The 14,618-nt window shown below is 74.0% G+C and carries 13 protein-coding genes and 1 pseudogene; 5 read left to right on the plus strand and 9 right to left on the minus strand.

Annotation, left to right across the window (positions count from 1 at the left end; genetic code table 11):
• Positions 1–73 precede the first annotated feature (73 nt).
• From PSED_RS24610 to PSED_RS24645, 8 genes and pseudogenes are all read right to left on the minus strand, one after another.
• Complete coding sequence (locus PSED_RS24610; protein WP_233899144.1) at positions 74–391, minus strand: hypothetical protein; 318 nt, start codon at positions 389–391, stop codon at positions 74–76.
• Positions 388–1,803 carry a hypothetical protein gene (locus PSED_RS24615; RefSeq protein WP_233899146.1) on the minus strand — a complete coding sequence of 472 codons (1,416 nt, stop codon included), beginning with the start codon at positions 1,801–1,803 and terminating at the stop codon, positions 388–390. The genes PSED_RS24610 and PSED_RS24615 overlap by 4 nt, the downstream gene beginning before the upstream one ends.
• Before the next feature lie 736 nt (positions 1,804–2,539).
• Positions 2,540–4,123, minus strand: coding sequence for a Na+/H+ antiporter (locus PSED_RS24620; RefSeq protein ID WP_173400062.1), 1,584 nt, complete (start codon positions 4,121–4,123; stop codon positions 2,540–2,542).
• A 118-nt stretch (positions 4,124–4,241) separates the two neighbouring features.
• Positions 4,242–4,706, minus strand: coding sequence for a hypothetical protein (locus tag PSED_RS24625; protein WP_013676946.1), 465 nt, complete (start codon positions 4,704–4,706; stop codon positions 4,242–4,244).
• A 349-nt stretch (positions 4,707–5,055) separates the two neighbouring features.
• Positions 5,056–5,302: pseudogene (locus PSED_RS24630) on the minus strand (hypothetical protein).
• Between the two features lie 101 nt (positions 5,303–5,403).
• Positions 5,404–5,682, minus strand: coding sequence for a DUF6343 family protein (locus PSED_RS24635; RefSeq protein ID WP_013676947.1), 279 nt, complete (start codon positions 5,680–5,682; stop codon positions 5,404–5,406).
• A gap of 135 nt (positions 5,683–5,817) precedes the next feature.
• On the minus strand, positions 5,818–7,035 hold the full coding sequence (locus PSED_RS24640) for an FAD-dependent monooxygenase (protein ID WP_013676948.1): 1,218 nt from the start codon (positions 7,033–7,035) through the stop codon (positions 5,818–5,820).
• Positions 7,036–7,150: 115 nt separating this feature from the next.
• Positions 7,151–8,020, minus strand: coding sequence for a sulfurtransferase (locus PSED_RS24645; RefSeq protein ID WP_013676949.1), 870 nt, complete (start codon positions 8,018–8,020; stop codon positions 7,151–7,153).
• 189 nt (positions 8,021–8,209) lie between these two features.
• On the opposite strand from PSED_RS24645, the gene PSED_RS24650 reads away from it, so the two are divergent.
• The 3 genes from PSED_RS24650 to PSED_RS24660 all read left to right on the plus strand — a co-directional run bounded on the left by PSED_RS24650 (position 8,210) and on the right by PSED_RS24660 (position 11,072).
• Positions 8,210–9,169: an alpha/beta hydrolase gene (locus tag PSED_RS24650; RefSeq protein ID WP_013676950.1), complete on the plus strand. Its 960-nt coding sequence runs from the start codon at positions 8,210–8,212 to the stop codon at positions 9,167–9,169.
• Positions 9,170–9,185: 16 nt separating this feature from the next.
• Positions 9,186–10,163 (plus strand): helix-turn-helix domain-containing protein, encoded by a 978-nt coding sequence (locus tag PSED_RS24655; protein ID WP_013676951.1) that lies wholly within the window; start codon positions 9,186–9,188, stop codon positions 10,161–10,163.
• 111 nt (positions 10,164–10,274) lie between these two features.
• A complete protein-coding gene (locus tag PSED_RS24660) occupies positions 10,275–11,072 on the plus strand; it encodes an MBL fold metallo-hydrolase (protein WP_049803498.1) in 798 nt (265 codons plus the stop codon).
• On the opposite strand, the gene PSED_RS24665 is transcribed toward PSED_RS24660, so the two are convergent.
• A complete protein-coding gene (locus tag PSED_RS24665; RefSeq protein WP_013676953.1) occupies positions 11,065–12,099 on the minus strand; it encodes an enoyl-CoA hydratase/isomerase family protein in 1,035 nt (344 codons plus the stop codon). The two genes, PSED_RS24660 and PSED_RS24665, sit on opposite strands and share 8 nt — an antisense overlap.
• Before the next feature lie 26 nt (positions 12,100–12,125).
• Here PSED_RS24665 and PSED_RS24670 point away from each other — a divergent pair, with 26 nt between their 5' ends.
• On the plus strand, positions 12,126–13,289 hold the full coding sequence (locus tag PSED_RS24670; protein WP_013676954.1) for a CoA transferase: 1,164 nt from the start codon (positions 12,126–12,128) through the stop codon (positions 13,287–13,289).
• The gene (locus tag PSED_RS24675; RefSeq protein ID WP_013676955.1) at positions 13,277–14,608 is read left to right on the plus strand and encodes an amidohydrolase family protein; all 1,332 of its coding nucleotides are present in this window, start codon (positions 13,277–13,279) and stop codon (positions 14,606–14,608) included. Before PSED_RS24670 ends, PSED_RS24675 begins: the two co-directional genes overlap by 13 nt.
• The last annotated feature ends 10 nt before the right edge of the window (positions 14,609–14,618 follow it).

Raw genomic sequence — 14,618 nt, forward strand, 5'->3', positions numbered from 1 at the left:
ACGTGCAGCAGCGCCGCCCGACCCTCGCGGGGTGAGCGCCGGAACTTCCCGACCTGTTACCTGCCCCGATCGGTCAGCGGACGTATCCGAGATCCTTGAGAATTGTCGCGGCGGTCGTGGGCCGCTCATCAGCGATATACGTGCGGTAGTAGTCGACCACAGCGCCGTAGTCGTTGGTCATCTTTCCCTCCTCGAGCAGTTGCATCGCCTTCTCGAGGTACCCACGAGTGATCTTGTCCTGCCACAACCGGTGTGCCACATAGATGTACTCGTCGTCAGCACCCGTCACCTCGAGGGTGCGCGCGCCCGGCATCGAGGGCAGCTGCGCCCCCTTCTCGTAACGCCTCACGACCTCGGCCCACGACGTCACCATCACAGTCTCCCGTCTCAACCGGACACGGCAACAGCAGGATCGAGCTCGTCGACAACCGACACGACGGTCTCACCCCGAATAGCCGCATGAGGCACCACGACCCAGCAGGCGCAACCCCAGATGCATTCCCCACCCATGCCGTCGAAACGGATGGAAGGCTCACACAGCATGACCCCCAGATCCAGCAGCCACGAATGCATCAACAGATGCTCTTCCCAGTCCTCGATCGCGTCGTAGGCCGCACGCGCCGGCACGAACATCTCCAGATCGAGCTTCGACGCCCGCGGCAGGACGACTCCGACGAACTCGTTGTCGGCCGCGACCGTCTCCACCACCGGGTCGACCCGAGTCGTCGCCACCCCCGCGATCGCCGCTCCCACGGCCTTGGCCGCGGCAGTCGCGCGCTTCCCGCCACCGAAGACCCGAGCCTCGGCGTACTCGGTCGAGAAACCCTCGACCAGCCCGACGCCCGCCAACGAGTCGACCTCCTCGAGCGGGCGCGTCACCAGAACGTTGACCCAACGATCGCTCTGCTGACCACGAATCGCCGGATGCCACTGGTCACCCGGAACGGCCAGCCAGTTCAACGCCTTCAACGTCTCGTACAGGTCCCGCCCGCCGCGAACGCTGCAGAACGACGCGATCGCCTCGACCGGACTGTGCACGCCGTCGTCGGGCACGACGAAGAAGCCCCCCGTGAACGGGTTCTTGTACAGATCGCCCCACACCGCCATCACACCGTTGTTCTTCTCGGTGTCGATCATGCAGTCCAACTCGTTGATCACCGGGAAGAACGTCGCGTCCACCTCCTGGGGCAGCACCCCCATCCCCACGACCCACGGCCGACGTCCGAGCTTGATCGACGACAGATGACGGGCGATCTCGACGACGATGCCGCTGCCGACGGCCTCGGCCAGCGAGAACGCCACCACCACCAACGGCGTGTGCTCGCTCGCCAGCACACTCTCGGCGAAACCGTCCAAGGCCTCGGTGATCTCGCGGTTCTGGTAGTACTCGGCCCCGTAGACGGCCTTCGCCACTGCCCGGGACATCTCCGCCCCACTCGCCGGAATCTCCAGGTCACCCGGCAGCCAGGGCTCGTAGTTGGGATTCCAGTAGTAGCGCGGATACTCCATCTTCAGGAACTCGCGATAACGGTTCAGCGCCGACGACAGGTCCTCCCGGGACGGGATCGGCAGCTCCACCGCCCGCACCGACCCACCGGCGGCGAGGCCGGACAGGCTTCCCTGGCCGACATCGACGGCCACGGCACTGAACCCGGGCAGGCCGGACCCGGCCAACTCCGAGATCACCGCGGCGCCACACGGACCCAGCCCCAACACATGAACCGAGAACGGCCCCTCGTGATCACCGGCATGATGCACCTTCTCGTTGCTGAGCGCCTCGACCCGCGCCAGCGCGGAGTCCACCTCACTCTCGTGACCGTGACCGTGGCCATGACCGTGATCGTCAGACATCTGGGAAGCTCCTTCTTCAGGTGGTGGGTTCTCGGCTGATCGATGCCGTGCGCGGAGATGAACAACGCCGACGACTGCCGACGACCCGACCCCGGCCGACCTGCACCCGTGCGACGAACCGACTCCCCCGACACCCGGGGCGGTGAGCCGGACGGCGCACTCCGTCTCACCGCGGAGAATGTCGACGTGGTCGACCGGCGACGGCCCCGCGACCCCGCACCGGAGCCCACCGGATCCGGGTGCCGGGGGCACCCGCACCACGCCGAGAGCGTCGCCCCTTGCGGAGCCGGAGCGGGCTCGCCACCGGTGTGCAACGTGGCCCGGTCGTGCATCGCCCCGGTACGCGAGCTTCCGGGGACCCGCGGCGGACGCGTGGACAGCGGGCCGTCCGGGCACGGCGTGCTGGCGTGCCATCCGGTCCCTCCCCACTGCGGCGTGACGTTGCTCAGGGGCACAACCTACGTGAATAGTGTCGTTTGGCAATACCTCCGTTGTAAAGTATCTGCGAACGACGCAGACACCCCCCGTCTGTCGCTGTCCGGCCGCGCACTCTGCCGAGCGAACACAGCGGCCGACACGTCGTCTGCTCGCGCGCGCTGCGTGTCGGCCGATGGCCGGTCGGTCCGCTACCCCTGGTGCGCTCCACGGCTGGTTCCAGGCCATGCCGTCGGCCCGACGTCTCGCCGCCCTACTCGTCAGCGGCGGGATTGGCCCGGGAGAACCGGACCTCCTCGATGTCGAGCCGGGCCTGGATCGCCCGCAGCACGATGTCGTCGATCCGCTGCTCGTCCCGCAGCTCCAGCAGCGCCTCACGCTTGCGGGCGATGAGCGCCAGATGCAGGCTCGCGTACTGGTCGTCGTGCCGGACGACCAGGTCGTCCTCGGTGCCGTCGGCCGCGAGCACCGTCCGGCGCTTCTCGATCTCGCCGCGCACCCGTGCCACGACACGCTCGTCGATGCCCAACTCGGACGCGGTCGTCGGGATCGAGTCGAGCGCCGCGTCGGTGATGTACATCTCGGCGTACTGCCGCTCCTCGGCGACGGAGTCGTCGGGTGGGAGCCGGGCGAACCGCACCACGCGCGGCAGCAACAGCGCCTGCAGCAGGGTCAGCACGATCACCCCGGACGTGATCACGACGATGAGGTCGCGGTCGGGGAAGGGCGCGCCGGAGTCCAGGGTCTGCGGCACCGCGAGGATCGCGGCGAGCGAGACCGCGCCGCGGAACCCGGCCACGCCGCTGACCGTGCGCTGGCGCGCCCCGATCCGGCGCAGTCGTTGCGCGGGCCGCCGGTCGAGCGCCCGGATGATGTACGGCGTCGTGTAGAGCCACGCCCAGCGCACCCCGATGACGACCGCTGTGATCAGCAGGATGTCGACGAGGGCGCGCAGGAGCGAGACGCTGGACAGGCCGCGGACAGCGGTGTGGGCCTCCAGGCCGACGAGCACGAACAGGGCGCTGCTGAGCACCGTCGTCGTGACCGTCCAGAACGGCACGGAGGTCTGCCGGGTGACCGCATTGGTGATGCGAGGGGTCACCTGGCTGATGAACAGCCCGCACGCGACGACCGCCAGGACCCCGGACGCGTCGACCGACTCGGCCGCCAGGAACGCCGCGAACGGCGTCACCAGCATCGCGATGTTCTCCAGCATCGGGTCGTCCATCCGGCGGCGCAGCTGCCAGCTCACCAGCCCCACCAGCACCCCGGCGAGCAGCCCTCCGCCGTAGGCCAGGATCAGCAGACCGGTCACGTGCAGCGTCGTCAGGTGCTCCTCGCCGATCGTGACCCCCACCGCGAGCCCGTAGATCACGAGCGCGGTGCCGTCGTTGACCAGGCTCTCCGCCCGTAGCACCGTCACTATCCGACGCGGTAACCGCCGCGCCAGGACCCCGACCGCGGTCGCGTCCGTCGGCGCGAGCGCCGCACCGAGCACCCACGCCGCTCCCCATGCCAGGCCGATCGCGTGCGCCACGGCCGCCACCGCCGCGGCCGTGGCGAACACCAGCACGGTGCTCGTGAGCACCACGACCCGCAGGTTGTTGCGGATCTCGCGCAGCGACGTGGTCAGGCTCTCCCAGTACAGCAGCACCGGCAGGAACACCAGCAGCACGACCTCCGGCGGCAGCTGGGCCTCGCGCAGGTGCGGCGCGAAGCCGATCAGCACCCCCACCAGCACCAGCAGGATCGCCGGCGCGATCGGGTAGCGACGCGCCAGCGCGCCGCACACGACCAGGGCGACGCCGAGGACGACCGCCATCTCCAGTCCGAGCACGCACACATCGTGACGTCCGCGGCGACGGGTGCGCACGCGACGTCCACGTCGGCGACGGGGCACGACTCAACCGGGTCACGCAGACCCGGGGAAGGCGTGGCTCAGTGCTGCTAGTACCTCAGTACCGGCCCTTGATCACGAAGAAGGAGCCACGGATCGTCCCGGCCAGCTTCGACTTCTGCCGGGCGAACTTGAAGCGGGTCTCGAGCTCGGCGGGAACGGGCATCCCGTCGGACAGCTTGAAGCCGACCGCCCGCTTCGCCCCGTCCTCGAGCCCGTACATCACGTTGATGACCAGCCCCGACTCGTAGAACACGTACGCGAAGCGGGTCCCGTCGACGACGAACTCCGACGCCTGCAGCGGCCGGGACTCGATGACGAGGTCGCGTTCGCGCGCGAGGATGTCGGCCACCCAGGCCACCGTCTCGGCCGCGTCGTCGGCGGGGTCGACGGTGAAGACGTGGTCGAACTTGTTCTTGAAGTAGCGGGCCTCGTTCGCCCTGAGCCCGGCCAACGCCTCGGCGACCGGCGACGACTCCACCCCGACGGTCGAGACGGTCTGAAAGTCGACGATCTCTGGCACCTGCGCCTCCGGCACGTCCCGGCCCGATGAAAGGCCCCTTGAAAAGACAGGCGGATCGTAGCCGCCGCCGGAGATCACGGGCGCCGCGTGAACCGGACGCCGACCGTCGTGCACCGTGGCGCCGACATCCGCCTCGGCTCCGGCACGACCGTCACCGGCGACCCCGGGCTCACGTCCCCTTTCCGGGGCCCGACGCCGGCGGCGCGGTGATCCGCGGCGACGCGGACCCGGCCGGGCCACCCGCACCGGTACGACCTGTGCGCCGGGACCTGCCGGCCGCGCCGACCCGCACACTCCCCGGCCAGCCGCCGCGCGGGCTCACCTCGTCGCTCGGTTGCAGGCCGCCTCATCAGCCGGCGCCGACGTTGTCGACGATCCCGGCGCCCTCGGGCTCCTGCGCCGCGGCACTGTGCGCGCAGCAGTAGATGTCCCGCCACCTGCACCCCGTGCCCGATCACCCGGCAACCGCAGTGCTCGCAGAGCGGGGCCATCCGGTGGATCGCGCACTCGACGCTGTCGAGGACGTGGGTCGCGCCTTGGGCGCGTACCTCGAACGCCGTGTCGTAGTCGCTGCCGCACACCTCGCACACCGCCACGTCGTCCTCCTCCGGCCGACCCTGCACTCGGACAGCGACCACCGGCCCGGCGCGTCGTCGGCGGAACCCGCGGACCGCACGCTCTGCCGGATCCCGACGGGTCACCCGGGCTCGCCGCGACCCTTGCGGTACAGCACCCAGGCCAGATCGAGCAGCGCCACGACGGCGACCACGACCAGGACGATCGCGAGCCACGCCATACCGACCTGCCAGGACAACCAGGCCCCCGCGCCGCACACCACGAGTCCGAAGACCGCGAGCACCGCACGCAGGGTCAGCGCGCTGCGCGCCGGGGAGGAACCGCCGACACCGGCCGTCGGGTCGTGGTACCCCGGGAGCCCCTGTGCGTAGTCCTCCCGGGAGCGGCGCTTCGCCGGCATGTCGTCTCCGTTCGTCGATCCCTCGGGCTCGCCGTGTCGGCCGACGTGGCGCCCGGCCCGGAATCACTACCCGACAAGCCTCCCTTTCATCCCTCCGAGGACTCGTGCGCCCGCCGCCGCGCCACTCACAGGGGCCTACGAGCCGGCGGCCGCCCAGGCCCGGACCCCGGCGTCGGGCACCCCGGCGTAATCGGGCAGCTCGATGCCGTTGATCGCGCGGTCGACCAGCTCCATGAGAGCGTCCATGTCCGGTTCCGGGGCCGGTTCCGCGTCGGGCCCGTGGGCCTGGAGGCTGCTCACGTGCATCCGGCCGATCTCCTGGTTGGCCTCGACGAACGGGCGCATCCGCTCCTCGTAGGCTGCGAACGCGGGCTCCGGGTCCCAGCCCGCCGCGGCCAGCTCCCCGGCCAGCAGGTATGCGCCGACCAGGGCGAGCCCGGTGCCCTGCCCCGACATCGGCGACGAGCAGAACGCCGCGTCCCCGAGCAGCCCCACCCGTCCGCTCGACCAGCGGTCCATCACGACCTGCGCGACCTGGTCGAGGTAGAAGTCCGGGGCGTCGTCGAGGTGGTCGAGGATCCGCCGGGTCTGCCACCCGAGGCCGGCCATCCGCTCACGCAACAGGCGCTTCTGGGCCTCGACATCGCTGTGGTCGACGTCGAAGTCCGCCGCGGGGAACGACAGCATGGCGATCGCCCGGGTGGCGTCCCGGACCGGCCGCAGCCCGGCCGAGCGGCCGGACTCCTGGTCCTGGTGGTCGATCAGCCAGCGGTCCAGCCCGAACTCGTTGGGCACGGTGTAGAAGGCCAGCACGAGTCCGAGGTGGCGGACGAACCGCTCCCGCGGCCCGAAGACCATCGCCCGCAGGCCCGAGTGCAGCCCGTCGGCGCCGATCACCAGGTCGAAGCGTCGCGTGCCGCCGCCGGCGAAGGTGACGTCGACCCCGTCGGCGTCCTGCGCGAGCTCGGTGATCCGATCGCCGAAGAGGTACTCGACACCGTCGCGGGTGTCGTCGTGGAGCACCTGGGACAGGTCGCCGCGCAGGATCTCGATCTCCGCGATGTACCCGTCGCCGTCGTGGTCGTCCGCGCGGAAGGTCTCCACGACGGTGCCGTCGGCGTCGACCGTGTACGCGCCGGCGGTGTCGGTACAGGCCGCGCGCACCGCCGCGTCCAGCCCCATCCGCCGGATGACCTCCTTGGCCACCCCGCGGGCGTCCACCGCCTGCCCACCGGGACGCAGCCCGGGCGCCCGTTCCACGACGGTGACCTCGGCGCCACGCCGGCGCAGCCAATGGGCCAGTGCGGGCCCCGCGATGCTCGCTCCCGCCACCAACACCCTGATCCCGCCCACTGCCGTCTCCTTCGTCGAGTCGTCGAGGAGCAGACGCCGCCGAGGCCCGGAACTCATCGGCGGCTCCGATCCGCCGTGGTGGGCCGCGTGGACCGGACGAAGGAGCCGGCGGCGGTCAGCCGACCTCGACGGGCCGGTCGGGGTCGCCCGTCCACTCGGTCAGCGAGCCGTCGAACACCGCCACCTCCGTGCCGTCGACGAGGAACGCGGCGAAGGCCGGCACGGTCGCGGCGATCCCGCCGCCGCAGTAGGTGACCGCGCGCCCGCCGTCGAGGAGCCCGGCGGCCCGCAGCAGCCGCGTCAGCTCGGCGACCGGGCGGAACCGGCCGGTCGCCGCGTCGAGAAGACCGTCGAACGGCAGGTTCGTGCTGCCGGGGATGCGCCCGCGCCGGGGGTAGGGGTTCACCGGCTGCTCGCCGCGGAAGGTTGCGGGATCGAGTGCGTTGACCAGGCAGCCCCCGCTCGCCGACAGGGCCGCCACCTCGTCGACGTCAGCGAGCAGCTCGGGCCGGGGACGGGCGGTGAACGTCGCGGGCCGCGGGGTGACCTCGCCGGCCTCGGTGGGCATCCCGGCCGCCTGCCACGCGCGCAGGCCGCCGTCGAGCACCGAGACCCGGTCGTGCCCGTGCAGGCGCAGCAGCCACCACACCCGGGTGGCCCAGGCGCCCCCGCTGTCGTAGACCACGACGTCGTCACCGTCACCGACACCGAGCGCACCGATCTGCGCCGCGAAGCGACCGGGCCCGGGCAGGGTGAAGTCGAGCGGCGCGTCCGGATCGGACAGCCCGTTGCGGACATCGGCGAACACCGCCGCGGGAATGTGGGCGCGGCGGTAGGCGTCGAGCAACGGTGTGGCGACGTATCCGGCGCCCTCCGGGCCGAGTGCCAGACCGGTGGAGGCGTCGAGGACCCGGAGGCCGTCGCGGCCGAGGACGTCGGCGAGATCGGTCGCCCGGATCAGCGGCGGCAGGGGTGGGTGGGTCATGCGGGACTCTCCGGGTCGGGTGGAGGCAGGGGACTCCCCGAGCGTACGAACCAGCGGTCGAGGTGCCGACGGTCCACAACCGGGATCCGCCGGGTGGCGGCCCGGACCCGACCGTCGGCGGGGTGTCACGGGACAGCGCGACCGAGCACGGTGGACACACCCGGCCCGTCCCCCTTCCCGGAGCAGACGATGACCCTTGCACCCCCGCCGTTCGATCCCGAGCTCGCCGCCGCGCTGGCGGCGACGGGACAGTCCTCGATCGCCACCGGCATCACCCTCGACCAGCTGGCCGTCGAGCGGGCGAACCTCGCCGAGACCGTCCCGACGGTGACGGAGCTCGCCACGGACGCGACCCTGCGGGTGGAGGAGCGGACCGTCCCCGGCGCCGAGGACGGTCCCGAGCTGGAGCTGCTCGTCGTCCGCCCGCGCGGCCGGACGGACCCGCGGCCGGTCGTCTACCACACCCACGGCGGCGGCCTGATCATGGGCAACAACCGTTACGGCCTGGACCCGGTGCTGGACTTCGTGCGCGAGCTCGACCTGGTGGTCGTGTCCGTGGGCTACCGGCTCGCCCCCGAGCACCCGTTCCCCGCCGGGACCGAGGACGCCTACGCGGGTCTGCGGTGGCTCGCGTCGGATCCGGCGGCCGTCGGCGGCGACGGGCGGATCGTGCTGACCGGGGGCAGCGCGGGCGGCAGCCTCGCCGCGGCCCTGGCATTGCTGGCGCGGGACCGCGGGGAGGTCTCGGTCACCGGCCAGCTGCTGATGTACCCGATGCTCGACGACCGCAACGAGTCGGTCTCGGCCCGGCAGATGCACGGGCTCGGCGTCTGGGACCGGGTGTCCAACGAGACGGGCTGGGCCGCCTGGCTCGGCGGCGCCGCCGAGGTGTCGCCCTACGCGGCGCCCGCTCGCGCGACGGACCTCACCGGGCTCCCGCCGGCGTTCCTCGACGCGGGATCGGCCGAGACCTTCCGGGACGAGATCGTCGACTACGCGCAGCGGCTGTGGGCGGCGGGCGGCGACGCCGAGCTGCACGTGTGGCCGGGCGCCTTCCACGCCTTCGACTTCCTCGCCCCGCAAGCCGACCTGTCGCAGCGGGCCCGGGCGGCCCGGTTGCACTGGCTACGCCGGCTGCTGGGCGACTGACCTGCGGGAGTGGTGGATGCAGAACCTGTCGCGCCGACTGGCGGCGCTCGACACGCCGGCGGGCGCGGCCCTCGACGTCATCGCCTACTTCGACCGGCTCGCGCAGTCGCGCGCGGGCCTGGAGCAGGTGGTGCGCGGCGCTGCCGTGCTCTCCGGCGTGCCCGCCCGGCTCGACGACCCGGCCCGCCGGATCGCGATCAGGGTGGACGCCGCCGGGGTCCGGACGACTCCCGACGGCCCGCCGGACCCGCGCTGGCCCTCGATCGCCGTCTGCGGGGCCGTGCTGCGGCTGGAGACCGACCGCCCGACGGGCCAGCTCGACGGCATGGTGCTCGAGCGGGCCGCCATCACCGTCGACCTGGTCATCGCCCGCGTCCGCGGCGGCGTGCCCGCGCGCCGGCCGGACTGTGCCGTCGTCGAGCTCGCCGTCGATCCCGCGGCGGAACCGCAGGAGCGGGAGCGCGCCCTGCGCGAGCTGGGTCTCGCCGCGACCGACGGGGCGCGCGTCGTCGCGCTCGCCGACGGCGACGTCATGGTCGACCGCGGGACGCGCACCGTTCCGGGCGAGGGCAGGCGCGGGGTCGGGCCGACGGTGCCGGCCGCCGAGCTGTCCCGGTCGGCGCACGAGGCGCGGGTGGCGCTCCGCTTCACGGCCGACGGCACCGCTGCGGATCCCGGGCCCCGCGTCGTGCACGCCGACGACCTCGGGGCGCTGGTCCTGCTGGTCGCGGCGGTGGACGCCGGGGCACCCCCGACCGCCGACCTGCGCGCGCTGCTCGAGGCCGTGCAGGAGGTCCCTCACCTCCTCCGGACGTCGACCGCGCTGGTGGCGAGCGCGTCGGTGCGCGCGGCGGCCTCGGAGCTGTACGTGCACCATTCGACCCTGCAGGACCGCCTCGACCAGGCCGAGCGGGTGCTCGGCTGGAGCGTGCGCACGACGACAGGGCGGGCGCGGCTGCAGCTCGTGCTCGCCGAACGTCTGCTGCGCCGCTGACGGGACGACACACGACCGAGCCCGATCCTCGGCGCGACGAACGGGCGGCGGGACAATCCCGGCGGACGCCATCGCCCGGTGCCGGGCCGGCGAGGACGACGGGAGAGCGCAGTGCTGATCGGGGACATCGACGTGCACCCCCTCACCGACGGGACCTTCCGTGCCTCGCCGGAGTACTTCGGCGACCACGTCCGCGCGGAGGGCCACGAGGATCTCTTCGGCCGCGACGGGCTGGCCTTCCTCCCGATCGGGTGCTTCCTGGTGCGGACCGGGGACCGGACGATCCTCGTCGACTGCGGGATGGGGCCCGCGCTGCGCGACGACGGACGGCGGCGGCTGCTCGTCGGCGGCCAACTGCTGCTCGGGCTGCGTGCGGTCGGTGTGGCCACGACCGACGTCACCGACGTCGTGTGCACGCACCTGCACGCCGACCACACCGGCTGGCTGTTCGACCTGGCCGCCGAGCCGGTGTTCGCCGGCGCGACCATCTGGTTCGGGGCGCACGACTGGCAGCACTTCGTCCTCGACCCCGACGTGTGGATGTTCGACCACATCCGGGCGGGCTTCCGTGCCGCGGCGGAGGGCGGCGCCCGGCTGCGGCCCGTCGAGCACGACACCACGATCGCGCCGGGCGTCTCGCTCACGATGACGCCGGGGCATCTCGGCGTCGTCGTGGCCGCCGCCGGCCGGCGGGCGATCCTGCTGGGCGACGCGATCGTGTGCCCGGTCCAGCTCGACGAGCCGACCTGGCAGTCCATCGGCGACGTCGACCCCGCGCTGGCCCGCCGGGTGCGGGAGCGGCTCTTCCGGGAGCTCGAGGACCCGGCCACCCTCGGCGCGGGCGCGCACTTCCCCGAGCTGCAGTTCGGCCGGGTGCTCGTCGGGAAGGGCCGTCGCTGGGTCAGCTGACCTCGTCGACCCCGGAGACCTCGTCGACCCCGGAGACCTCGTCGACCAGGCCCCACTCCCGGGCCGTGGCCACCGGCAGCGGCGTCCCGGTGAGCGCGAGATGGAGCGTCCGGTGGCGGCCGATCCGGCGCGGGATCGACACCGTGCCGCCCGCGCCCGGGATGAGCCCCATCGCGACCTCGGGCAACCGGATCGTCGTGTCCGGCGCCGCGACCACCCGCCCGGCGAAGGCCGGCAGCTCGATCCCGGCACCCACGCACGCGCCGTGCAGCCGGACCTCGACCCGGTCGCGCAGCGCGTGCAGCGGCCGGGCGGCCCCGCCCCGGGTGCGGACGAGGTGCGCGGTCACCAGGTCCGGGGTGGTGCCGAACTCGTCGAGGTCTCCTCCCGAGCAGAAGGCGGGCCCCGCGCCCGTGAGCAGCACCCGCTCGATCGACCCGTCCAGCAGCGCGATGTCGAGGGCGTCGACCAGCGCGTCGCGGAGCCTGCGGCCGTAGGCGTTGCGCCGCTGCGGCCGGTCGAGCGTCAGCCGCAGCTCGGTCCCGTGCCGCTCGACGCGGACCGGCTCGGCGACGTCGGGCGGCAGCGGCCGGGCGCCGCGCCCGTCGAGCCAGGCGCGGAACTCGGTCCCGCCGAGCAGGGTGGAGTACGCGAACGACTCGGCGTCGAGCGCGGCGTGCACGGGCAGGGTCCCGGACCAGCGCAGCAGCCCCGCCAGCGTCGTGGCTGCCCGCGGCGCCGCGGCCGCGGCGGCGCCGAGCTCGGCCAGCGCACGCTCCGGGTCCTCGACGGTCACCGTCGGCGGGCCGGCGTCGCGCGGGACGAAGGTCACGTCGAGCTGCGCCGCCAGCGTCTCCCAGCCGGGCGCCACCGGCCCGACCCCGGCGAGGATCCGGTCGCCGTCGAGCGGCCCGACGTCGGTCACCGGTCCCCGCAGGTCCACCCCCAGCACGGGACTGACGGCGAGCAACGGATCGTCCCGGCGGCGAGACAGGCCGGCGGGACGCACGATCGGAACGTCAGCCATGGTCTCCGTAACCTATCCTTCGCGACGTGCGCGAACCCGACGCCGCGGCCGACTGGGCGGCCTCGGGGGCCGTGGCGCTGACCGGCCATCCCGACGCACCCCCGCTCGTGCCGCCGGGCCGCGCCGCGTCGGTGGCCGCCATGCTCGGCCGGCTGTTCGACGTCGACGGCGCGGCCCTGCTCGGTGAACGGGCCGCGTTCACCGGAGGCACCCGCGGGGGCCGGGTGTCGGTCGGGCGAAGCTGCCGGCTGCTGCCCCTCGCCTCCGGCTGGGCCGCGGTCTCGCTCGCCCGCGACGACGACGTCGCGCTGCTCGGCGCACTCGTCGAGGACCACCTGCCCGACGACGATCCGTGGCCCCGGCTCGCGGCCGCCGTCGCGGGCATGCCGCCGGCCACGTTCGACGAGCGCGCCGCCCTGCTGGGGATACCGGCGGCCGCGGTGCGCGAGCAGCAGCACCGCGCGGGCCACGAGCATCTCCTGGCGGAGCGCCTCGTCGCCGGGACACCCCGCGAGCTCGCCGGGGTGTTGGTGGTGTCGTTCGGGGCGTTGTGGGCGGCGCCGCTGTGTGCGCAGCTGCTCGCCGGGCGCGGCGCGACGGTGGTGACCGTCGAGACGCCGCAGCGCCCCGACGGTGCCCGCCGCGGCGAACCGCGCTTCCACGCGTTGCTCCACGCCCGCGACCGCGCCGTCCGGCTCGACCCGGTCGCCGACCGCGACGCGCTCCACGCGCTCGTCCGCGCCGCCGACGTCGTGATCGAGGCCTCCCGGCCCCGCGCGCTGCGCGGCTGGGGCCTCGACGCCGACGCCGAGGTCGCGCGCGGAGCGACCTGGATCTCGATCACCGCCGCCGGCCGGGACTCGGACCGCGTCGGGTTCGGCGACGACGTCGCCGCGTCCGCCGGGCTCGTGGCCCGCGACGCCGACGGGCTCCCGGTCTTCGTCGGCGACGCGATCGCCGACCCGCTCACCGGCCTCGCCGCGGCCGCGCTCGCGCTCACCGCGCCCGGCCGGCTGCACGACGTGTGCATGACCGGCGTCGTCGCCGCCACGCTCGACGGCTCCCCCGGCGGACCCGCAACCGGACCGGTCGCCCCGCCGCGGGCCCGGCCCGTCCCCGGTCCCGCGCCGCTGCCGGGCGCCGACACCGCAGCGGTCATGGCCGAGCTGGGGATCCCGTGGCACTGCTGATCCGTGACGCCGAGATCGACGGGCGACGCCGCGACCTCCTGGTCGACGGGCGCAGGATCGCCCATCCGGACGCGGCGGGCGCGGTCACCGAGGTGCTCGACGCCCGCGGCGGCGCGCTCGTGCCCGGGCTCGTCGACCACCACCTGCACCTGCACGCCCTCGCCGCCGCGCGCCGGTCCGTCCCCGCCGGCCGCACCCGCGACGACCTCGCCGCCGCGCTCCGCCGCGCCGCGCCCGACGCGACCGGCTGGATCCGGGTCGTCGGCAGCGACGACGAGCACCTCGACGCCGCCACCCTCGACCACCTCCGCTCCGACGTCCCGGTCCGCGTGCAGCACCGCAGCGGCGCGATGTGGACCCTCAACACCGCCGCACTCACCTGCATCGGAACGCTCGACCACCCCGGCGTCGACCGGACACCGGACGGGACCCCGAGCGGGCGGCTCGTCCGGGCCGACGCCTGGCTGCGCGACCGGCTGCCGGCCGCCGGACCACCGGATCTCGACGCGGTCGGGCGCGAGCTCGCGGGCTACGGCATCACCGCCGTCACCGACGCCACCCCCGACCTCGACGACGCCGCCGCCCGCGCGCTCACCGCCGTCCCGCAGCGGCTCACGCTGCTCGGCGTGCCACTCGGGGCGGCGCCGCCGCCGGGCGCGTCCGCGGGTCCGTACAAGATCGTCCTCGCGGACCCGGACCTGCCCGACCCCGACACCCTCGCGGCCCGGATCGGGGCCGCGCACGCCGCCGGTCGCCCGGTCGCCGTGCACTCGGTCACCCGCGAGTCGCTGGTCGTGCTGCTCGTCGCGCTGGAGATCGCCGGCCGGCTGCCGGGCGACCGGATCGAGCACGCCGCCCTCGTCCCGCAGGAGCTCGTCGCGTCGCTGGCCGGGCTCGCCGTCGTCACCCAGCCCGGATTCCTCGCCGACCGTGGCGACCTCTTCCGTCGCGACGTCCCGGCCGCCGAGCACGGCGACCTCTACCGCTGTCGCAGCCTGGTCGCCGCCGGGATTCCCGTCGCCCTGTCCTCCGACGCCCCCTACGGGCCGGTCGACCCGTGGAGCGTGCTGCGCGCGGCGAGCACCCGGCACACCCCCGACGGCGACCCGCTCGGTCCACACGAGACGCTCACCCCGCGCCAGGCGCTCGACGCGCTCACCGCGCCGGTCCCCGGCGCGCCGCCGCGCGCGCTGCGGCCGGGTGCGCCGGCGGACCTGGTCCTGCTCCACGTGCCGCTGGCCGACGCGCTGCGCGCCCCCGAGGCCGGGCTCGTGCGCGCGACGGTCGTCGACGGCCGCTGGGTCCACCGGCGCGACTGACCCGCGGCCG

Source organism: Pseudonocardia benzenivorans CB1190 (assembly GCF_000196675.2).
GTDB classification, from domain to species: Bacteria; Actinomycetota; Actinomycetes; order Mycobacteriales; family Pseudonocardiaceae; genus Pseudonocardia; species Pseudonocardia benzenivorans.

What these genes read in the sequence shown, in the direction of transcription:
- PSED_RS24655 (WP_013676951.1), top strand. Translation starts at nt 9,186, where the DNA reads ATGCAGAACCTGTCGCGCCGACTGGCGGCGCTCGACACGCCGGCGGGC.
- PSED_RS24635 (WP_013676947.1), bottom strand. Translation starts at nt 5,682, where the DNA reads ATGCCGGCGAAGCGCCGCTCCCGGGAGGACTACGCACAGGGGCTCCCG.
- PSED_RS24665 (WP_013676953.1), bottom strand. Translation starts at nt 12,099, where the DNA reads ATGGCTGACGTTCCGATCGTGCGTCCCGCCGGCCTGTCTCGCCGCCGG.
- PSED_RS24650 (WP_013676950.1), top strand. Translation starts at nt 8,210, where the DNA reads ATGACCCTTGCACCCCCGCCGTTCGATCCCGAGCTCGCCGCCGCGCTG.
- PSED_RS24645 (WP_013676949.1), bottom strand. Translation starts at nt 8,020, where the DNA reads ATGACCCACCCACCCCTGCCGCCGCTGATCCGGGCGACCGATCTCGCC.